Raw genomic sequence first — 21,798 nt, forward strand, 5'->3', positions numbered from 1 at the left:
GCGTATATACATAAGATGTAGCAGAATGTCATGAGTCAAAATGACGCTTTGGCATCAGCCGCTGAGTCGCTCTACAAACACGCCGTGAATCCATCCCTGCAGACAGTTTATTCCGAAAGCTGCTTCTCACATCCTTGATTAAGATCATTTGAGTTATTCCTGAGTTGCATGGAAAAGAGTTAAATAACAGTTATTGGGTTGACTTTTAATTAGTTATATAAATAGTGGATGTCCTTTTACTTTTTTGTGCGCTTTTTCATGTACGACTCCTATTTAAAAATAGGAACAATACAAAAGATCTTTGATGGATGGCAGGGTGTGGTTGCTTTGGCGGTTACTATGAATCTATTCCCGCTGCACCTTACCGCAGATTGATAATGCTTTTCACATCTTTGGTCAGACTTATGTAAGTTATTTCTGAGTTGCTTGGAAAAGAGTTGAGTAACAGTTATTAGATGAACTTTTAGTTGGCTATATAAATAATGGGTGTCCTTTTATTTTATTTTCTGAACAGGCAGCAAGTATTCAATCATTTTAAATTGTTCTGTTGTAATCTCCATGAGCCTATTGTAACAACATTAGTGTTAACAGGCCCTAGCCAAACTATGTCCCATGAAGTTAGAGTGTTGGCGAAAAATTTTTATGGTGTATTGGCGATGATTACTTCTTGATATCGTCAGTGATAACCAGGGGAAATGTAATTGAAAATGAGACTAAAAAATGAATAAAACTGTCATTTTTTTAGAAATGACAGGCTTTTTATCTGTTTAGTGTTATTTAATGAATCGGTACAAGAGTAAAATAATAAATGCACCTCCAGTAGCAATTAATATGCTTTCTATAGTAAAAGCATTAACACTGCCAAAGCCAAATAAGCTACCTACGTAACCACCAACAAAAGCACCAGCAATTCCTAAAAGAGTGGTAATAATAAAACCACCACCGTCACGACCTGGCATTATCCACTTAGCTAAAATACCTGCTAATAAGCCTAAGATGATCCAAGTAACTATTCCCATAGTTAATCTCCCAGATAAATTCATAGTTAGTTGTAAGGAGTCTTTACTATACAAAAAATTATTAGGGATACATTTATTTTTAGTTAAATATATAATGTAAATCACGAATTTTACGTATTTATTGTCACAAAGTGCAAGTAAATCTATGGTCAACTGTCATATTGAAAGTAAGTGACATCCATGTGATCAAAGTTTTTAGCCAAGATAAGATATTAAATCTTTCAATTAATAGCACTTTGGTTTTGGTTGTTTGGCAGTACTTTAATTCTAATTTGAATCTCTAAGTGTTGCATAGGTGATTACATAATATACCAGTCGTACCATTTAGTTTAATAATTTACGGCGAATCCCTCTTTGGAGACTGAACTACCGCTTCCTTGCGGCTGGTCATGCAGTTTTTCACATTCTTGATTAAGCTCATGCTAGTTTTTTATGTTTTCTTTCAGTTATAAATAATGAGAACCTTTTATTATGATGTACTCAGTAGTAATTGGGATACTTTTGTGGAATGCTTAATTAACAGCAGTCAAAACATACACAGCATGTTAAAATACTAAAAACTATTTATTGATATGTTCTTCTGCAAAAAGTAACGCTGCAGTAATTCCTCTTAGTGAAACTTTAATTTCAACTGGTGCTTTGGATTGGCTGGTATATTGTATTGTCAATGTATGTCCTTTTTTTAAAGCATTTAATATTGACTCTGTATCAGCTTGAGAGAGCTTGCGCTCGTTTAGGCTTTCACTTGGAAGTAATTTAAATTGAAAAGACTGGGTATCATCGATGATGAATGTCGCGTTATCTGCAGGATAAGCGTTATCTAAGACATGATAAAAGATAATTTCTGTTTTGGTGCTATTTGTAGCTGGTTGTTGCTGTACAATAAATTGAAATATAGTGCCATCGCCATAAGGGAATAATGCTTTATTTCTAACATGAGTCACTGAACGACAGGTATTGTTAGCATCATTTAAACAGTTTACTAGCCAGTCTTTAAAGTAGCGTCGAGTTTCACCTGTAAATGCTCCAACGTGATAAGACGTTATTAGTAATAGAATGGCAATAAAATATCTTTTTAGCATATTTGTTCCATTTTTATCTGTTAGAACTTATCGTATGTATAAGGGTATTAACCTGCCTGAATGATGTCTACAAAAACATTTAAGTGGTTAATTGGTGCGATTATTCCATAATAAGTTAGTGGTTGCTAACTTTATATCCTTTTGCCTTCAAGCGCCAAGTATATTGATTGCAGTTCGTCGGTTGAATCTTGAACAGGTAAGTACTCTTTTGACATAATATGTCACGTTCTATGATGCTGCAGAATACCGGTAATTCGCAGGGCATATTAACGAACTGTTGATGGGGAGTTGCCTGTGAAACAAAAAACGACATTATATAAATTAGTAAAATGGACATTTTACGTAAGTGTAATTATGGCTGCGGTAGGTTTTTGGTTTAGGGATGATTTTCCTGCACCTAATGAGAGGATTATTGATCCTCAGGTGACAAAAGAACCGTTGCAGAAAAAAGTAAATAAAGAGTCATTTAAACTTATGCGCAGTGGTGTGGTGTATGAGGTAAGTCCTTTATATGAGTATGAATTAAATGGTTTAGTTGTTTCTTTAAATCACCATGATGGAAAGTTTGGGCTGCATAAACGTGCTGAAGACCATATTAATGTGGCTGATTTATGTGTAGTTTGGGGAGTTAATGCCAAACAGGTTGACTTGAATAAGTTTGATTTTTGGAATGGTGAATTTACTTGTAATTATTTAACTAAAGACTCACTGCAAGCAGGTTTATTTAAAGATAATCAGTTATCTAATAATCACGTAGTTGCTGTCGATGAATTAATTCGGGATCAAATTGCTGATGTAAAAGTGGGGGATCAGATTTATTTAAAAGGTTGGCTATCAGAGTACAGTAATCATTTGGGTAAACGTGGGACAAGTATCACTCGAGATGATACTGGCAATGGAGCTTGTGAAACTATCTATATTAAGGACTTTAAGGTACTTAACTCAATGAAAACAAGCTGGCGTACAATGTATAGCCTTGGACTTATAGGGGCACTATTTAGCTCTTTGATATGGGTATGGGGCGTAGGGTCAGGACGCTTTAAATAATAAAAATTAAATAGATATGTATTTTATATCCTTGGCTTTTTATAGAAAAGTGGTTGCAGGTTTTCCTCCAACCATTTTTTTTCGTTTTTTAGTTTTCTGTACTGAAGGTTTGATTGCTGGGTGATCGAATGAAAGCGTTCTTACATGGCAAGTGGTAGGAGACAATAAAGTCAGTGTATGCTCACATCTAGGTAATTATCAACAAATGAACAGCTTTAAGTGTGAGAAATAGGTGAATAATAGCGATAGCCGTTCACGTTAAGTGTCTGTGTATTTTTTAATTGTACGTATTGGCAAATTGCGGCAGGATAAGCATTATAGACGATATACTTTTCTAAGACGGGGGAGACGCTGCGTAATAATGTGGACTTAAGTCATTACGTAAGTTGTTACGTCTGATTAGTATAACTTGTCGTTAGACGGCAGTGATATGACGCTCGTTTTAAAAGCGCATGTTCCAGGTAGTCGTCTTGAAATCATGAATACGCTTCTTTGTTTTTTGTGTTGGTTTGGAGAACACACACCATGGCTCAGGAATTTGGACAATCGGTATTTGAATGTGCTCAACGTTTACAAGAAGAGGGTCGCGATGCTAATCAGATTGCAAAGATTCTTTGTGAACGTGATCAGCAAGGCCATAACTATGGTATAGGTATTGTGTTGGATGGTGAAGGAAAAGCCATGGCTTCATCATCCACATTACTTGAGTATGCAACTAAAGAAGTTCAGGAAAGCACCGTTGGGGATTATAAGAACTCTAATGCGCAGCTCGAAAGCTTAAAAGAAGCCGTTTTAAACTGGCAGCAAGTTCCAGAGGAACACTGGTCAAAGTTTAAGCTGGGTTTAGTGTCAGATGCGGGTACGGGGGCTGTCAAAACCGCTGTTGAGCTAGGTTTAATGCAAAATCCTGCACTGAATACATTGGGTGTTGAAGAGTTAGGCTGGCCAGCCTATAAAGCGATTGCCAAGGTTGCTCGTGTACAATTTGCTGAGTTTGCACAAGATGGTATTATCGATCAGCAAAACACATTGCCTATTTATCAAGCGGGTCCAATGAATACGACAGGCATGGTGCGTTCTGTTGATGTTGTACGTCAACGGGCGAAAGCTGCAGCAGATAAAGGGCAGTTTGTGGTGTTGGATCGCGCATATTCTGGATTTGAATTTGCCCGAGACTTAGCGGATAAAGGTTATCAGTCGGTGATGGCACAAAGTTATGATCTACAAATAAAGCCTTTTGTGGAACAAAACGTACCTTTCTGCCTGGCAATTAGTCCGACTAAAGCGTTTATTACATTCTCACTCAGACCCTGTGGACTTGTATTGCTCTTCTGTCCTGATGAACAGGAACAAAAAAGTGCGTTATTAACCTTAAATACGATTATTCGTGCTCGGGGTTCTTCTTTTGAGCACCCAATCATTCGTGCGTTTGCCAAAGCTATGATTAATGATGGTGCGCGTTTACAAGCAGAACATGAACAGGCTTTGGCCCGGGTTGCTGAAGCGGAAAGCGTATGGCAGGAGTTGGTTAAGGGTACAGCTATAGAGTATTTGTACTCTGCTGACTATGCTGGATTGTTCAGAAATCCTCAGGCAAAAGATAGTGCTGCAGTGCATATATACGATCAGCACATCTATCCTGTATTTGCCAATAACCGTTGCCGACAAAATGTTACTGGTATCCCCACAGATCGAACATTAGCAGAACAGCATGTAAAAGCATTTGCTGAGCAGTGTTTCTAGATTTTCCATTTATCTAGGTTATATCGATAACCTGTATTCCTAATATGTTCTGTAGTGTTTGGTTCAGTTAAGACTGGAGGAACACTGCGGGACACCTATCGCAGTAGTGCAACAGCGTAAGTTACGTTCTTGATGAGGTCATTGCTCTTGATGAAAATGGTTAGTTTGGCTTAACAGGGTTTAGGACTTAGATAACTTGGCATCGTGCTCAAATGTGTAGTAACACGCTAAGTTATAAGTTTGGCTCTGTGAGGTACCAATTAATCGAGGGTCGAATGGTGCCAAACCATCCATCATCCACTCTTTGTCACACCAACGATAAGAACATAGTAGTTTGTGATTATGACTCGTGAGAATCTTACAAGCAAAGTAATCACGGCTGGGCTCAGTAAACTCATTCAGCTGAATCACTTCAATTCGCTTGATCGTGAATTCTCCTGCTCTTATGAGGTGGTGTATAAATGCAGGTTTTTGTGACTGTTTGATCTTGCTAAGCAAGCGTTGACTGATAAAGCTATGTAAGCTTAAGGGAGACTGAAAACGGCATAGCGCCATCAAACATTCTTCAGCCCGTTTTTCAAGGTGGGATGAAGACCACTTTGGATCATGCTGATTCAATACGGATTGAAGCACTTCAAATGGATAGTTCTCTACGTTCTGTTTGTTGACAGGGTTCAGCTTTTCTTTATGAAGTGCATGCCAGATAAAAACTGGAACTAGTAGAAGTAATACTGCAAGTAACAAGGAAAAATATAAATACATAAGGTTATACACACTACTCATATAAAGTGAGTTGCAGTTCCAATTGCTGTGTACTTTTCATATACATTTTATATCCACTTTATGTGTCATATTTAAGGTTTTTACTGACCTGTTAAAAGAATGTACATAAAGTGCTGTATCACTTACAAAATGGACTTACGATCACCTTTTAACTGTAAAGCAATTGTCATTTTAATTTACATATACCTTCAGTGAAGGATATAGCTCTAAGAATAGCGTTAACTTCGTCAGGTTATGCACATTAAACAAGTCTCACTAAGAGAAATAATCAAAAACCCTTAATTACAAGAATGTGCTTCAAATAAACTCTTTTAACTATCTTACATTAAATATTTGGATCCGTTTGTTGAATAGTAGAAAAAATAGTGAGACTTATAGCAAAAAATACAATGCTAAATGAACGATTGTACTTTTTGGGTTCGTTAACCTAAGTGGAAATTACATCTTGTGTAATGGATGAATTTTTTAAGTCTTATTTGAAAGCTTTCATTTAGGCTTTAATTTGTTTTTTTGGGGTACGTCATTAATACTGTTTAATGTATTTCACATTCTTAACAAAAGGAACAATCATTAACAGTCCTTATGAATTGTTTTTGTTCATTTGTCAGTAAAATCCTTTTTCTTTAGCTATATCCATAACGAAGGATATAAGTCACCCAGAAGAAGGGTGTTATACAAAAGTTTTACTTGGCATAAAAATCCGCCTAGTGGAAATATGCCTATCATCGTATTTCTAGGACAGAAGTGGCAATGAAAAAAGTCTTGATCAGCAGTTTTCTCTGCGTAGCCATGGTTGTATCCAGTGGTTGCTCAACTCAGGGTAATAAACAAGAGATCGGTACCGCTGTTGGTGCAGTTTTAGGTGCTGTTGTAGGGTCTGCATTGGGTAAGGGGCGAGGCAAAAAAGTTGCCATTGCTGCAGGTGCAGTATTGGGAGGTTATATAGGCAATCAATTGGGCGCTTACTTGGATGAGCAAGACCGCATTGCACTCGAACAAAAGTCTATTTCGGTATTAAATACAGCAAAAGACGGTGAAGATGTTCAGTGGCGTAGTCAGCGTACAGGCGCTGAAGCGACTATTTCCACACGGAATTCACGCAAAGAAACACGGAATGTTAATTATTATCGTGATAAGCGTGTTGTAAAAGTGATGAATCTAACGCTTATTGGTAAAACTTTTCAGGCCAAACAGCGTTCAAATGTGCGTAATGCCCCAGAAAAACAAGGTTATCGGGTAACGAGTTTGGCTGCAGGCGAACAAGTGACTGCTGTCGGTAAAACACCCAGCAACTGGGTTATGATTGCCAAGAAGGGCGTTACCATTGGTTATGTTCATGGATCACTATTAAAGCCTGTAGCTGTTCAGGAAAAGCAAACTGTACTTAAAACTGCAAAAACCAATGAAAACTCAAATCAGCAGCCAAAAAGCATTAATATTGATGATATTGAGCTTAAAGACGTGGATGTTGTTGAAGACTCGATGGCGGTGAATACAGAGTGTCGTAGTTTGGACATGAAAATTAATAATAAAGGAAAATCTGGAAACGAAAGCTTTGATACTTGTAAAGGCGCTGATGGTGCATGGGAAATAATTTAGCAAAGCCTGACAGTGATTTTCGAAAGTTATAAAACGGACATATTCATGTCCGTTTTTTTATATGCATACCATTATGCGCATGGGTAAAGATAGGTATTGAGGAAGTGCATATTAAAGAAAGGCACTTAACTTTGTGACTTTACTTGATTTAATAGGTGAGTGAGTTTTTCTTTAACTTTGGCATAAACCTGTTGAGCACTGTTGAGTTCGTTTGTGTCGAAGGATATTTCACAGCGTTTGATATCCTTATCAAACAGGGCATTGAAATAGTCCTGCCAGCGTTTTTCTTGCAAATTAACCCATAGTGATCCATTAACCTCACCTGATTCAGCTAATGAAAGCCGTAGTTTCATATGGTCAATTTCTTTATAGAGCTCTGGAGAAGGCGTGAACTGTACACTGATATAGCCTTGCTGTTGATTCCAGTGGTAGTTAAATTCAGTAAAGTCACCTTCTGAAATGCAGGCATTCGCTATTGTGAGTAGTGGTTCTGCAGGGGCAATCTGTATGGGCTGTTCAATGGTGTGTATTTGCTGCTCTAGTGTAAATGAACATGTTATGGACCATTGATGCTGTTGATCTGTAATTCGGCAGTTATGAGGCAGCTCAAACTGTAATTCAAGTGACTGATTTTCTCCTGAATTTAATTTTAGTGAATTACAAAGCAGTGTTTTTTTAGCTGTTTGGCTCAGTTGAGGGGAAGAGGAAGCTTTAGACTGCTCAATTATATGTTCTTTTAAACAAGCTTCAATGTTGCCAAGGTTAAGCTCAAAATTACTGGGTATTGCTAAGTCATCAGCCGGATAATGTTCATCGTGAGTGAAGGTAAGCGAACCAGTAATCATTTCGCCTTGAAGATAACGTGATTGGTTGGTTTTTAAATCAACGTGTAACGTATCAGCAATAACAACTTGATGACTGGGGGACATATATTTACTCCTATAAAAAACTGTACAAAGGCTTAAAATGAAAATATACCCTGATCTATAGATACAATGATGTCTTAAAAATAATTATTCAACAGGTAGATGACTATTATATCTTACGATGTAGCCGCTCCTGCCACCTGTGATAAGTCCAATTGATTCAGATCAGTAGCAAACCAATGTTTTAATAGCAAGCGCGTATAGTGGGTATTTAATTTTTTATCGAGTTCACAGTAGTATAGCCAGCGCATTAGGTTTGTGATGGGATAGGGGGCATTGGGTATAATCGGTAGATCTTGAGCATCAAGTTGCAACTGTCGTTGATTACAACGTTGAATATTATGCAGTAAATGCTGACGGGCCATGTTAACTTCAGCGGAATTGGGAAACTGTGTCCAAGGCATTTGTGGTGAAAAATAGCTGCTGGGGGCAGGTAAACGCAAGGATATACAGCGAGCAGAGTAACTACTTACCTTATCTTGAGGAAAACAGAGTTCTCCAATCTGATAATAAAAGTCAGTGGGGTGATCACTATGAATATTAATTTTTTCAGCATGCGTCATACGTTGCTGAACATAGTCTCCAGCTGAAGCGGCTGATGCTAAAGGTCGTATACCAAAGACACGCTTTCCAGCAGGGTTAAAATACTGAAGTGACGTTATACCGCCAAAAATATGAATAGGGTGTTGTTGAGCGGCTTTCCAGAGCTGTTCACCCAATACTTCGTGTAACTGTTTTACGGCTACATTGTCATAACTTGCTAATGTACTTAGCAAGGGGGTTAAATTAAGTCGTTCAGCAAACACTTCGCTTACAGAAGGCGCAAACTGAGGTTGGTCATTATTGATTTGAATCGTTCCTAAGTAGTAAAGGCTTCCATTTACAGGCCATATGGCACCAGTTGTTTGAGGTTGTACGACTTTTTCTGTGATAGCAAGGTTAAAAGGTAATTGGCGCCAGTCAGATATAGGATTGTGGGGAATATTTAATTCACTACATGCGACTAAGCCTGCTAGTTCTACAGCTTGTGTCCATTCAAAGTCATGGAGTAACTCTTCATTAGTATCAACGTCATGGTCAGCAAATAACGGACTGTCCTTAAATTTTGCAGCATAAAATGGCGATGCAGTAAAACGACCTTGTTGATTCACCCTAAAGAGTGTGGATGCACGAGCTATTCCTGATATAGGACTGTCAGCTGGTAATATAGCAGGGCAACGATTATTTTTTATGAGGGATAATAGCACAGGCTCTTGATATTCCTGTTTAATAATGGTGCCTGTTGCATCACAGCAAGGTGTTAAGCGTGATGATTCAATTGACATTGGCCATAAGCCACTGGCTCCTAAGACGGGTGTTGTATGTTGGGCAAGTAACTCATCTTCACCATAAACCCGAATAAGTCGTCGTGTTTGTTGTGTAGCAATAGGTATTTCAATGGTTAACCCTGTTAACCAGGAATAGCCTTGAAACTGCTCAAGTATCTGTTTTTCATTCTGTTTTGAGGCCGACAGGTGCTGGTTATCTGCTGACGGGATTTGTGGATTGGTAGAATGCGATGACATGAAGGGTAAAGGTGTTTGCCCTAAAATAATTTCATTATTGACTGCGTAACGTGGAAAAAAAACAGCCCCAAAATCACCTTGAAAACGTTGCTCTTCAGGTAATAGGTTGGTTGCATTTAGCTGATAAGTCATCTCATATAAAGGTGAACTTAGTTGTGAGTGCGTAGGGTGTGTGGCAATTGCTTGCAGCTTAATAGGTAATGGGTGGGTAATTGGTTGTTCAAGCCATTGAGGGTTTTCCTGGGATAGCGTGTCTTGATCTTTAATAACAATGAGCACCCTAAGCTGATCAAAAGGCGATAGGGTTTCTCGTTGTTGTTGTGTTAAAAACTCACCCAGTGGCTGCCATGGTTTATCTTTAGCGCTGCCTGCTTCACGCGCATAGACGGCGGTATATTTAAATATTTTTCGATCAAAAGGCAGATGCTCAATAGTGGGTAAAGGTGGAATTTGTCCTGCTAATTCCGCTGCAGAAAAGGTTGTGACGTTGGAAGGGTTTAAAAGCTTTACGTTTGAGGCTAACCAATATTCACCGGGTGGTAGTGAAAATTGAGTGCGTGGTGTTGCTTGGTAGCTTATTTGGGCTTTTGGCGTTTGGTTGTTACTAGTCTGGCTATTGTGATTTATTACAAGCATTATGTCGTCTAACCAGTATTGAGCAAGACTGTAATCAATAGGGGAATGTGTTGGCCAATACCACGTTTTATTCAAAAACTGTTGAATAAATTCCGTTAGTTTAAGCTTTATAATGCTTTCTTCTTGGGCGCAATTTTCTTGTTTGGCTTGCCAGGCTGCAAAAATAAGTAATTGCTGTAGACTGCAAAATACCTCATATCGTAGCCGAAGTTGGTTTTCGAGCCATATCACTGAGACTTGAGGGGGAAGGTTATCTTGAGCGCACCATGGAGTTACTTGTAACAATGTACGGTTAACGTGGCTACGTTCCCATAAGGCAAAGTAATTGCTTTGTTGATTTAGCGATGTTTCAAATTGTGTTTGTAAAATACGGTCTATATGGTGGTATAACGGTAAACGTTTTTTCCCTTCTTGTGTTTTCGCATCAGGTTCGCAGGAAAACCATGCATGGTTTGTTGAGTGTTGAGTTGTTGTAACACTGGTAGCACCTTTGCGCAGTTGAGATAAAATATTTAAAAACTCTGCCGCTGTGGCAGAAAAACTGAGGCGTTGTAAAAGCTCTTCGGTCAAGGTGTGTTGTAATTGTGCGAGTATTTCTTCATTAAGTGTAAGTGCATAAAGTGGAATGGGTAGAGAAATAAAAATATCCAGACGACGGCTAGCAGTCATTTCTTCACCTGCATCACCAGATATAGGGTTTAAGTCGCCTCCTGCAATTAATTGAATAGTATCCTTGGGAACCCCATGTTTAATTAATATTGAAGCTGCAACCTGGGCTCTCTGTGAAGCAAGTAATCCATTTTTTTCACAAGAGCCAATCGTGTCAGTAAAACCGTGAATGGTAATCTCGGCATTAGGGTATTGTTGCCATAACCGTGCAACGGATTGTAGTTGGGTTATAGGGAGTGAAGTAGACTGAGGTTGCTGATAGTAAAAAGTAAAACGTAAGCTGCACATTACACCATTTGTGGAAGTACTAATACCATATTGCTGGTATTTCCTGGCAAGCGTAATAAATTGTTGTATAGCTTGCTGATGTGTTCGGCTGTTAAGTTCAGTGTAGTAGTTGAGCGTAAAATCAAGAAGATCGGTTAGACCATTCATTTTGGTCGGTATACCGAAACCATGCAACTGCCGTTGTTTGTTTTCGCTGTCAGTGTAGTTGTGTAGATAGCGTTGAGGAATGCCTGGTGTTGCGTTATTAATCAACACTTTCATGTGCTGTGCTGAAATTTCATTGAGTTTAATCTGGGGAGGCAGTTTTACTAAGGTGTGTAATTTTTTTTCAGAGAATAGTTGCTGTGGTGAAGTGGGAAATATATTTTTAGTGGCCTTAAATTGTGAAGAGTCTAGAGTAGTTGAAGAATCACTATTAAATAAATTTGATAGTAATGATTCTGCTTCAAAATAATGAATGGTATGTTGTAAGTTAATATTTTTGTTTTTGATGTTTTTTAATAAGTCAGCAATATTAGGGATTAGTTGGGTTACGGTTTTACAAGGTATAGAGCCATTAATCGTTGCTGATTGAAAATGATAAATACGCTGATGATGAGTGTGCTTTTCTAAAGCTGCGATTTGTTGTGGCCAGTAAGGAAAATGTTGTACTAATTGGTTGAACAGTGAAGGTGGGGTGGCATTAAGTAGACAAATATCAGCTGTAGGTGTGGTGAATAAAAATGAAGCTTGTGCAGTAAATGAATACAAAGTTAGCTTTTTAGCTTTACTGTAAATGGTAAAGTTCAGTAGGGCATTATTGAATATAAATGACTGTTTATCTTCAATAATAATTGTAGCAAAGCCAGTTGGGGTGACATAGATAGGGATATCTTGTAGAAAGGGAGGATTATCTTCACTCCCTTGGTGGCGCACTTCTACGTACACATTATCTTTTGTTGTAAATGAATTTGGAGCAAAAGATAAAATAAGAAGTTTGTTTCGATTAATAATAAGTGCATCAATTTCTGAGGTGACGAGTTGCTTTTTCCAGTTTAAGTGATCTGCACTTGATGGTTCTTTACTGGTTTCTGGGTGGTTTAGCTTCTGGTGGTGTAAGTTAATGGTGAGTCCAGTATTTAGCCAATTTTTAGGTAGCTGCTTTATTAACGCTAAGGGCAGAGAGGTATTAAATAGCGAAAACCACTGTCCATAAAGGGGGGGGGGAATAAATACTAATTGAGCGGGTTCTTGAGAAGACAAGTGATAAATGGGGTGGCCGATAGAGCCATCTATATTAAGGTGAAATAGTTGTCCCTGCTCGTTGGTCGTCCACAATGCCAAATAAGGTTCATCTGTAATCCCATGATGCTCTTCTGTGAGTATGAGTGTATTGGCAAGGGGCTGGATTGAACCTTCAATTAAATTATCATTTAAAGACTCTGCAGAACATAGGTATTGCACTTTTAACGCATGACAAGTGCCCAGTTGGTTGATGGCTTCCATAGTAAACGTGTGCTCTGAGTTGAGGTAGCTATACCCTTTTGCTGTGGGTATATGTGTTTTTTGATGTTGTGTTACCCATCGTTATGGGTATCGGCCAATAAAGAGGTTGTCTGCTGTAAATTCAGCACAAGTAAGTCTTGTAAACGTTTATTCCTGAAAATATAAGCCGGCACTTGTTGGGCGTCTTCTGGTATTAAAATTAAATCAAATAAGCCTTTCATGGGTAAGTCATCAAAAATCAATTCAATCCATTCTGGATGGTGGTGTACTTTAGGGCAACGGGTGAACGCTGGTGTGGTGGTATGTTGCCACTGAGGGTCTTTGCTTCGTAGTAGGTAACGATCTGAAAAGTAAGTATTCGTAAGCCCAGTGGTTTGTAAGTGAAGTACTAGTCGTTGTTCAACAACATTGAGATAAACAACAGGAATTTTATTATCCCGAAATTTATCTAAAATGAGACGATGTTTGCCAAAGCGGGGAATTAACTTCTCGTTGAGTCCTTGTTTAATTTCTAAGGGCGTTTTTTCCTGATTTAGCAATGCTTGTGTAATCGGGCCTATGGCTCCGCTCATGGCATCAAAATGCGCCACCTGTGAATAGTGATGGAGTTCGGCCAGAGAGGTACCTTCTGTTGAGAGTTTGTTGGGATTATTTTCATAAGTAAGAATTTTTTCCCATGACCACTGACGGTGACTGAAGATGAGAACAATATTAGAGTCGTTCGTTTGGCATTCCCCCTTGATACGATAAGGTATCCAGAGCGTGTCCAGCCATCGACCTTTTGCTTCACGTTGATCAGGATTTACGGTTTTTATAAATTTTGCAAAGTACTGTTGCCGGTAAAAGTGAACTCGAACATCTTTCAGCATTCCTCCTTTAACACTTTGTAATTCACGCCATAATTTGCCTTGCCAAAAAACATATAACCAGCCTTCAGGTAGTAGATCTGAATGTGATCGACATTGAACCGCACTCATTAATCCTAAAGGTTTAATGGGAATAACGATATTATCCCACTCATCCTGTTCTGTATTGCTTTGAACGGGTAGTACATTATCCGCCAGAGGCAAGTATAAGGGTGGTTCCTTATACATGGGTATTTTTAAGCCAAAACGGCGTGGGTGATTGGGTATATGGTTAAAAATAATTAAACTGCGGTATTTGTCACTGTCTAGTGTACTTTCTGTTGGCGGTAGCTCACTTGAAGGCAAGTCATGTTGTCGATTAGCAAATAAGTGAATACGCTGAACATTTGAATGTTTTATTCCTGCTACTTCAATAACGAGTTTATAACGATTCTGGTTTGCCTCACCTAGATCAGAAGCTGCGATGAACTCACTTCCACCCGTAAGCAATGAAGGATCGGGTGCTTCGTCAGTGCGAAAGGTTGCAACTACCGAAAGTGCACTTTTACGGGCTACGCAAAGATCTCCTCGAATTAATAATTGTGTGAGGCTTTTAGCTAATTGCTCATGATTCAGGCAATGTTTTAATGGTGGAAAATGCTGTAAATGCTCTGTAATTTTAGGGTACTGAGCAAATAAGTGCTCAACAAATAAGCTAATGTCTTTTTCGTTAGAAAAATACCGTGGTTGAAAACCAGGAGTGAGGGGGATACCTTTAACAACTATTTCATAAGGTGTATTTTCGAATTCGAACTCAGATTTCATGTGATAAAAACAGGCTATATGACGTTTAATATATACACATAATGCAGGGTATATTTGTTTTTAAATTATAGCAGACTGCTTTATACATACCTGATGGGTTACTCGGAATAGAAAAAAATAATTGATTATTTGTTTTTTAACGTTAGTTTTGTATTGATCCTGTAAACAAATGGTTTTTTTTGTGAATTTTTTTTAATAGTCTTTTCGGGAAATAGGCTTCATGTTATAGCCTATATTGCGATGGTGTAATGGCTTTATTTCATTTAACCATTTGGCTTTTCTCGCGAGTTAAGATGTTAGGTTATTCTCTCATAAGCATCCTTGAGCTTACCATGATTTAGAATGGCTTCTCTAAAACACTGACTTGGATCATTCACTTATTTTATCAACGTGTAATACTCCGCCCTTTTTTTAAATCAGTCCGTAAATTTCTTTTTCTTGCAGGGTAAAACTGTGTTTAGGCATATGAGTTTTACCCTAGCGGCAGTCAATGTTGTATTCAAGTGGCTCTGAAAAGCAGCAGAGCAAGGTTTGGATATGGTTATTTATCCACACACAGTAACGTGTGGTATAGCACTGCATTGTCTGTCTTTTTGAAAGTCCGTCAGTCTTTAAGTAGTAGTTATAGCCTGAGGTTAGTTATGTCTTTGCAACATGAAGTAAAAGCGCTCAAGAAGTTTGTGCGTGCTGCGAACTATCTTTCTGTATCACAGATTTACCTGAAAGATAACCTGCTCTTAAAACGTCCCTTACAACATGCTGATATCAAACCGCGGTTATTAGGTCACTGGGGAACATGCCCAGGCATTAACTTTTTATATGCGAACGTTAACCGACTTATCGTAAAGCACCAACGTGACTTTATGTGCTTGATTGGCCCTGGTCATGGCTTTCCTGCGGTACAAGCTAATTTATTCATTGAAGGTTCATTATCTCATTACTATCCTGATGTCATCCCATATAGCGAAGACGGAATGAGGGATATTTGCCGTAAGTTCTCTCAAGCCTATGGTTATCCTTCTCACGCTAACCCTGAAGCACCAGGACAAATCCTTGAAGGTGGTGAATTGGGTTATGCGCTTGCAGTTGCTTGGGGTGCAGTGCTTGATAACCCCAACCTCATTGCGGTATGTCTGGTCGGTGATGGCGAGTCAGAAACAGGACCTCTTGCTGCATCCTGGTATGCAAACCGTCTGGTTTCCCCCAAAGAGAGTGGTGTTGTACTCCCAGTGCTTCATATTAACGGCTATAAAATCTCTGGGCCAACACGTTTAGGTCGTATGTCCAATGAAGAAATTACTCAGGAATTTACTGGACTAGGCTACCATGTCATTGTTGTGGATGATGAGCGAGAAGAAGATATATATGTGCAAATGGCAAAAGCGATGGATGAAGCTTATGCCCTCATTACTGATATTCAGCAGCGTGCCCGTGATGGTGAAGACGTTGAGTGTCCTCGTTGGCCCTTAATAGCAATGAAGACAGCAAAAGGCTGGACAGGTACCAAAGAAGCTGATGGTAAAAAACTTGAAGGTAATTGTGACTCTCACCAAGTCATCGTTAATCAATGTGCTGAAAACCCAGAACACTTACAGTTATTGGGTGAATGGCTTGCCAGCTATAGCTTCCATGAGTTGTATCGTATTTGTGATGATCAGCGTATTGAGTTTGATGAGGACATTCTAGGATTAATTCCTTCACCTGAGCTTGCGATGGGTAAACAGAAACTGTCTTATGGCGGTGAAGTGCTTGAAAACTTAGCATTGCCTGATTTAGCAACGTTGGCTTATGGGCATGATGTACCTCGTGGTGAGCGTGGTTACTCAATGTTAAAAATGGGGGAGTGGTTACGCGAAGCTATTCGCTTGAACGAAGCTCAGTCTAACTTACGTGTGTTTAGTCCAGATGAGACTTACTCTAACCAACTTCAAGCTGTATTTGAGGTAACCAATCGCAGTTGGCAGTGGCCAATTAAGTCTTGGGACAAAGATATTGCCCGTGAAGGCCGGATTATCGAACTGCTTTCTGAAAACCTGTTATTTGGTATGTTGCATGGTTATACCGTAACAGGGCGCTTTGGTATGTTCCCTACTTATGAGTCTTTTGCACAAGTGATTGCTTCTATGGCAGATCAGTACTGCAAATTTATTCATGCCTCACAAGACGTACACTTCCGTAAACCAGTACCCTCTTGCAATGTCGTATTATCCTCTCTATTGGAAAGGCAGGATCATAACGGTTACTCGCATCAAAACCCTTCATTGCTAGCGTCTATGTTGGAGAAACATCCAAAGATTGTTTCTGCTTATCTGCCTGCAGATGCTAATTCCACGTTGGTTTACACAGAACAGGCTTTTGTTGATCGCGATAAGCTAAATATTATTGTTGCAGGTAAAAAAGAATTGCCTGTCTGGTTATCTCTGGAAGAAGCTCGTCAGCAAGCTCAAGAAGGTATTATGACCTGGGATTTTGCATCAGATGCAGATCCTGATGTAGTACTTGCAGGTTGTGGTGACTATGTAACTCAAGAGTGTTTGGCTGCATTGATGTTAATTAGAGCACGGTTGCCACAGGTAAAAGTACGCTTTGTTAGTGTTACAGAGTTGACTTCAGGTGGTTTGGGCTCGGTGAAATATGCAGAAAAAGCGCATTTACTCGATGAGTTTTTCACCAAAGATAAAGGTGTTGTATTTAACTTCCATGGTTATCCAAACACCATTAAGAAGTTGGTCTTTAACTATGCTGGTGCAAAACGCTTCAGAATTAAAGGCTATGAAGAGAATGGTTCAACAACTACACCATTTGATATGGGGGTGAGAAATGGAACATCCCGGTATCATATGGTCATCGACTTAGCTTATAAAGCTTTCCAGCAAGGTGTTATTAGTGAAGATGAGCACGCGACCGTGACCACAGAAATGCTAAAACGACTGGTTGAGCATAAGGAATATATTCTGAAGCATGGCATTGACCCAGAAGAGATTGATAACTGGCAGTGGCAGCGTTAATTGTTTTTCTACTTTAGTGGAATATAAAAAAACCGCCTTAGGGCGGTTTTTTTATGGGGGATGTTTAATATGAAAGATCAAGGATAGTGATTAGCTGAAACTACGGGGTGATGGTAGTCCGTAAATGCGTTGGCAATTTTATGATAAAGATGGTTGGTCCATCTTGGTGAAGTTATTGGAGGTTTTAACGCTTGTAATCGTGGGTCAGATGGTGCAATCACGACACTTACCTGCTGCTTACCAATGTTATGTACCAAGGTAAATAACTCTTCTATGGCTTGGTCACCAATGGCTAAACAACCTATAGATACATCTTTACCATGAATAAAAATATCACCACCCAGTCGAGTTCGACCATCAGTTACAGCCTGCTGCTGATCAAATCTATTAGGGTAATTGAGTTTCATTGATAAATGAAAACGGCTATTTGGGTTTAAAAGCGTTATTTTATATAACCCTTCTGGGATTTGTTTATCACCCTGCTTGAGCTTTGGACCTTTAGTGCCACTATTGGCTAATAGGGGATATGTTCTGACATAGTGCCAGTTATTGTCTTGTTTAGCCCAGAGCTCCATTTGAAGTTGATCTTTAATCGTGAGTAGGCTGATTTCTTGGGGAGGAAAATTAAGCCCTGCTGAAGTGAAGTATGGCTTAAGACGCGACTGCGCTTTGTACCCATACTTATGGATGACGTCTTCAACTGTGCGTTGTCCAACCACTTTGACATAAAAGGGATACCAGAGACTCCTTCCGTAACGATAACCCATTGGTAGCAACATGGCTAAGGCTAAAAAAATCGCCAAAATGCCTTTTATCATTACACTTACCTTCGCAAAAAATATTTTATAGCGGGCAAATAATAACAGTGGTGAATAAATCACATCCCATTTGCCGCAGGAGAATTTTTAACCAGTTCTCTTAATAAGTGTAATGTATTTTTGTGATTTGTATCACGGTTCAAAAATAAAAAATTGGGTTCTTGTCCAAAATGCGATGGCTTGTAAGCGTGACAGTCCATGGCAATAACCTACTCGTGTTACTGCATCATGGCATTGTTGTAGGGAAGCATCTTTGGGTAATAAATGTACAGCTTGGTTCATAGCATCTAACAGAGAACGTTCACTGTCAGTGATCTCATGCATAAGTAAAACATCATCATTTGCACTAGTAGGATAATTGAGAATAGGGTATCTGCTATTCATGTAATGTACTGGCTTTGAGTGTTTATCAATATACATATACTTCTTCCAAATGACTTTTTTGGATTAGTTATCACCGCTCTTCATACTGAGAGCCTTAATTTTGGTTACCGCGTGTAGTAAAAAAATTATTCATGAGGAATTAAAAAACTCCTCTATCGAGAATAAAAAAAGGCATTTATCATAAGTATAAGTCAAGTTGTTTATGAATTTTAGGATTACCAGAAATACGAGTTCAACTTAGTTCACGTTATTTATTATTTAACATAGGTACTAAGGCTAACAATCAAAATAAAAGTTCCCAGAGGAGTGATAGTTGTAACTTTATGTTTTTAAAGAGTTTATGTGGATTGCACATTATTTGTTGGTTATGTTGTGTACTATATCCTTCATGAATAGTATAAAACGTGAATGTTTGCTTAATAATAAATAAGACTGGTTATATTATTTCTTGGTGAAAACTAAAAAGGTGAAAACTAAAAAGGTGAAATAAAAAGAAACCCGGCTAATCAAATAGTTTGATTAGCCGATTTGGCGCTAGACGGCCAAGAGGCAGGCTTGTAATGTATTGATTATTTCACTAAAACTTTAAATGTAAACTACGAAATATCGTTTTAGTTGTGTAAAGTTATGTATATGATTGCTGTAAGACTTTGCTGTATAACAGAGTAAATATTATTGCCATAACGATTGTTTTTATAGGGTGTCAATACAGGACGTGTGGCCATTAATATTCAAAAAGTAGTTTGTACCCTACACGAATCAATTTTAGAGGTTGTTGTCAGCGTTCTTGAACACCAAGGATGGTGTGAATGCAGTTTATGCAGGAGCATTTAACTGCCACCCCAGTCACTTTAATATAAGCTCCTGGGACTTCATCACTGACAGCTTCCCCTGAAAATACCCCTTAAATCACAATCGCTAAGGGTCGAGATAAAGTGAAGTTACTCAAGCGTTTGGTGTTGCTTTTCTTAATAGCTACCCTGATGTTACCTTACTTGCTGTATTTTTATGGTATGTCTGTGTGGCAGAGCCGGCCTATGCCTGCTCATACTATTTTAACCGAGGCTCAAGCTGAGAATGTGTGGTCTGCTGTCGGAGGAACTGGTGCTCCATATTTGCAAACCATTGGACCTTGGCAGTTTGTGCTGTATTTTGGTTGTTCAATTGCACAGTTAGAAGGCACTAATCGTAAGTGTGAGCAAAAATACGCAGGATTTTTACCCGTTATTCTAATTATTGAACATTATCAACAGCAGAAGTTAACAAAATTGCCAGCATGGGAGAAGGCTATTGTTAGCAGTGCTTTAGTTATTTGGGTCACTAATAACTGGACAATAGATCAAGTACTGGCATCTTTAGTTGAAGTTAAACCTGAGTATTTATCAAAGTGATGGACACTTTATAACTTCGAGTTCTTTTTAGTTGTACCCTTCGCTGTGCGTATATGCAAGGCTTTGGGTATATATAAGACAGTTTCGCCGCTTTAAAAAGGAAATAGGCAATTCGCATCAGGTAAGGATAGTCAGTAACATTAGTCATTATATGTAGTGTGTAGGTGTTCTATGAGATTTTCACATACCTTAAAGGTGGGACTGTCTGCATTATTGCTAGTTAGTTCAGGTTTTCTCTGGTCTGCTGAAGATAAGGGGTTATTTTGGCGGGTCACAAGCTCTGTAGGGTCAGCTCATGTTTTGGGAACGATTCATTTTGCTGATAAATCATTCTATCCATTACGTAAAGAGATCATGGCTGCTTTTGAAAAGTCAGATGTGTTGGTTGGAGAACTTGATGCAGAAGCGTTGGATAGCAAAAAAATCGCTAAGATATTAGCAAAGGAAACGCGCTTGCCTAAAGGAGAGACAATAGAAGATCATCTTGATGCTGCTGTTTATAGTAAGCTGAAACAGTATTTACAACAAGAAAATGTACCATTGGCCTCTGTTGAGCATACCAGTCCAGGCTGGTTAATGATGCAGATAATGTCCAGGTATATACAAAAACTGGGATATAAGGCCAAAGATGGTATCGACAGGCACTTTATGCAACGTGCACAAGGTAACAAGGAAATAGTAGGTTTAGAAACGTTTGTTGAACAGTTACGCCTGTTTTTAGAGCTTGATGATGCAGATGCTTTAGTGAGTGAAACACTACGCAGTATTGAAACAATGGATAGCGCGTTGGCAGCCTTAGTAGATAGCTGGAAAAAAGGTGATGATAAGCAACTGGAACTATTGTTAATTAAAGAGCCTTTATTATCAGAGCCTAAGGCTAAACCCTATTTTGAACGATTTATCTGGCAGCGTAATAGAAAAATGGCAAAAAAAATTAGCACACTCTTAAAAGAGCCAAAACACTATTTTATTGTCATTGGTAGTGGACATTTAATTGGTGATCAAAGTGTACTGACTGAATTAGCATCAATGGGTATGCAAGTTGAGCGATTATAATAGGTTCTTAGTATTTCTAAAATTAATAGTGAATCATAAAAATTATGATTCACTTTCATTATCTAGTGTTACATCAACAATGAGTTCATTCGCAAGCTTTTCTAAGTTGGACTTTATAAGATCAATATTGGCGCTTTGAGGAACTCGTAATACTGCAGATGCTTTGAATATTGCATCGTTAGACATTGGCGCAGAAGTGTGTTCTGTCTGTATGTCAGTAATGTTTATCTTAAACTCAAGCAAAATTTTGGTGATATCTCTGACAATACCTGGTCGGTCATTACCCAGCAAGTGTAGTGTATAAGTTTTTTCTTGTTCGGCGCTGGCTTTTTGAACGGAGGTGTTTGCTTGGTCGATTACTGCATGGTGAATAGCAATTTTTTGAGCTGTTAATTGGTTAAACTGCTCAGTCAGTGAGGGGAGGAACTTATTGGGTACATAAATATGTGCTATGCCTGCAAACTGACCATTAAAGAGCGATAGTTTACTATCTAACCAATTACCTTCGTGAGCTGCTATAACTTGAGAAATTGTTTCAATAATACCTGGGCGATCAGGAGCTAGTAGTGTAATAACCACTTCAGCCATGGTGTTTCTCCTTATAACATGGTTTGCTAATCCATCTATAC

15 protein-coding genes are annotated in these 21,798 nt (G+C 38.7%); 6 read left to right on the plus strand and 9 right to left on the minus strand.

Translation table 11 applies throughout. The annotated features are described in order from the left end of the window. Positions 1-773: 773 nt before the first annotated feature. Together KCG35_RS06020 and KCG35_RS06025 are read right to left on the minus strand one after the other, a co-directional pair. Positions 774-1,019, minus strand: coding sequence for a GlsB/YeaQ/YmgE family stress response membrane protein (locus KCG35_RS06020; RefSeq protein ID WP_215818775.1), 246 nt, complete (start codon positions 1,017-1,019; stop codon positions 774-776). 560 nt (positions 1,020-1,579) lie between these two features. Then, the gene (locus tag KCG35_RS06025; RefSeq protein WP_215818776.1) at positions 1,580-2,101 is read right to left on the minus strand and encodes an invasion associated locus B family protein; all 522 of its coding nucleotides are present in this window, start codon (positions 2,099-2,101) and stop codon (positions 1,580-1,582) included. 294 nt (positions 2,102-2,395) lie between these two features. Between KCG35_RS06025 and KCG35_RS06030 the strand changes: the two genes are divergently transcribed. Both KCG35_RS06030 and KCG35_RS06035 read left to right on the plus strand, forming a co-directional pair. Next, positions 2,396-3,148, plus strand: a complete 753-nt coding sequence (locus KCG35_RS06030) for a hypothetical protein (protein ID WP_215818777.1) — start codon at positions 2,396-2,398, stop codon at positions 3,146-3,148. A 525-nt stretch (positions 3,149-3,673) separates the two neighbouring features. Then, positions 3,674-4,891: an aminotransferase class I/II-fold pyridoxal phosphate-dependent enzyme gene (locus tag KCG35_RS06035; RefSeq protein ID WP_215818778.1), complete on the plus strand. Its 1,218-nt coding sequence runs from the start codon at positions 3,674-3,676 to the stop codon at positions 4,889-4,891. 180 nt (positions 4,892-5,071) lie between these two features. Here the strand turns inward: KCG35_RS06035 and KCG35_RS06040 are convergent, their stop codons facing one another. Further along, entirely contained in the window at positions 5,072-5,653 is a 582-nt protein-coding gene (locus KCG35_RS06040; protein ID WP_215818779.1) for a hypothetical protein, read from the minus strand. A gap of 771 nt (positions 5,654-6,424) precedes the next feature. Between KCG35_RS06040 and KCG35_RS06045 the strand changes: the two genes are divergently transcribed. Continuing rightward, the gene (locus tag KCG35_RS06045) at positions 6,425-7,273 is read left to right on the plus strand and encodes a YMGG-like glycine zipper-containing protein (RefSeq protein WP_215818780.1); all 849 of its coding nucleotides are present in this window, start codon (positions 6,425-6,427) and stop codon (positions 7,271-7,273) included. Positions 7,274-7,398: 125 nt separating this feature from the next. On the opposite strand, the gene KCG35_RS06050 is transcribed toward KCG35_RS06045, so the two are convergent. From KCG35_RS06050 to KCG35_RS06060, 3 genes are all read right to left on the minus strand, one after another. Beyond that, a complete protein-coding gene (locus KCG35_RS06050; RefSeq protein WP_215818781.1) occupies positions 7,399-8,202 on the minus strand; it encodes a hypothetical protein in 804 nt (267 codons plus the stop codon). 113 nt (positions 8,203-8,315) lie between these two features. Next, complete coding sequence (locus KCG35_RS06055; RefSeq protein ID WP_215818782.1) at positions 8,316-12,842, minus strand: OmpA family protein; 4,527 nt, start codon at positions 12,840-12,842, stop codon at positions 8,316-8,318. Between the two features lie 71 nt (positions 12,843-12,913). After that, positions 12,914-14,512 carry a hypothetical protein gene (locus KCG35_RS06060; protein ID WP_215818783.1) on the minus strand — a complete coding sequence of 533 codons (1,599 nt, stop codon included), beginning with the start codon at positions 14,510-14,512 and terminating at the stop codon, positions 12,914-12,916. Between the two features lie 641 nt (positions 14,513-15,153). On the opposite strand from KCG35_RS06060, the gene KCG35_RS06065 reads away from it, so the two are divergent. Continuing rightward, positions 15,154-17,520, plus strand: coding sequence for a phosphoketolase family protein (locus KCG35_RS06065; RefSeq protein ID WP_215818784.1), 2,367 nt, complete (start codon positions 15,154-15,156; stop codon positions 17,518-17,520). Between the two features lie 77 nt (positions 17,521-17,597). On the opposite strand, the gene KCG35_RS06070 is transcribed toward KCG35_RS06065, so the two are convergent. Both KCG35_RS06070 and KCG35_RS06075 read right to left on the minus strand, forming a co-directional pair. Next, positions 17,598-18,338, minus strand: coding sequence for a L,D-transpeptidase family protein (locus KCG35_RS06070; RefSeq protein ID WP_215818785.1), 741 nt, complete (start codon positions 18,336-18,338; stop codon positions 17,598-17,600). Between the two features lie 132 nt (positions 18,339-18,470). Then, positions 18,471-18,722, minus strand: a complete 252-nt coding sequence (locus tag KCG35_RS06075; protein WP_215818786.1) for a hypothetical protein — start codon at positions 18,720-18,722, stop codon at positions 18,471-18,473. Positions 18,723-19,657: 935 nt separating this feature from the next. Here KCG35_RS06075 and KCG35_RS06080 point away from each other — a divergent pair. Continuing rightward, positions 19,658-20,113 (plus strand): hypothetical protein, encoded by a 456-nt coding sequence (locus tag KCG35_RS06080; RefSeq protein ID WP_215818787.1) that lies wholly within the window; start codon positions 19,658-19,660, stop codon positions 20,111-20,113. Positions 20,114-20,284: 171 nt separating this feature from the next. Next, positions 20,285-21,169, plus strand: a complete 885-nt coding sequence (locus tag KCG35_RS06085) for a TraB/GumN family protein (protein WP_215818788.1) — start codon at positions 20,285-20,287, stop codon at positions 21,167-21,169. Positions 21,170-21,211: 42 nt separating this feature from the next. Here the strand turns inward: KCG35_RS06085 and KCG35_RS06090 are convergent, their stop codons facing one another. After that, on the minus strand, positions 21,212-21,757 hold the full coding sequence (locus tag KCG35_RS06090) for a glycine cleavage system transcriptional repressor (protein ID WP_215818789.1): 546 nt from the start codon (positions 21,755-21,757) through the stop codon (positions 21,212-21,214). Between the last annotated feature and the right edge of the window lie 41 nt (positions 21,758-21,798).

It is taken from the genome of Zooshikella harenae (assembly GCF_018837975.1).
Classification (GTDB): Bacteria; Pseudomonadota; Gammaproteobacteria; order Pseudomonadales; family Zooshikellaceae; genus Zooshikella; species Zooshikella harenae.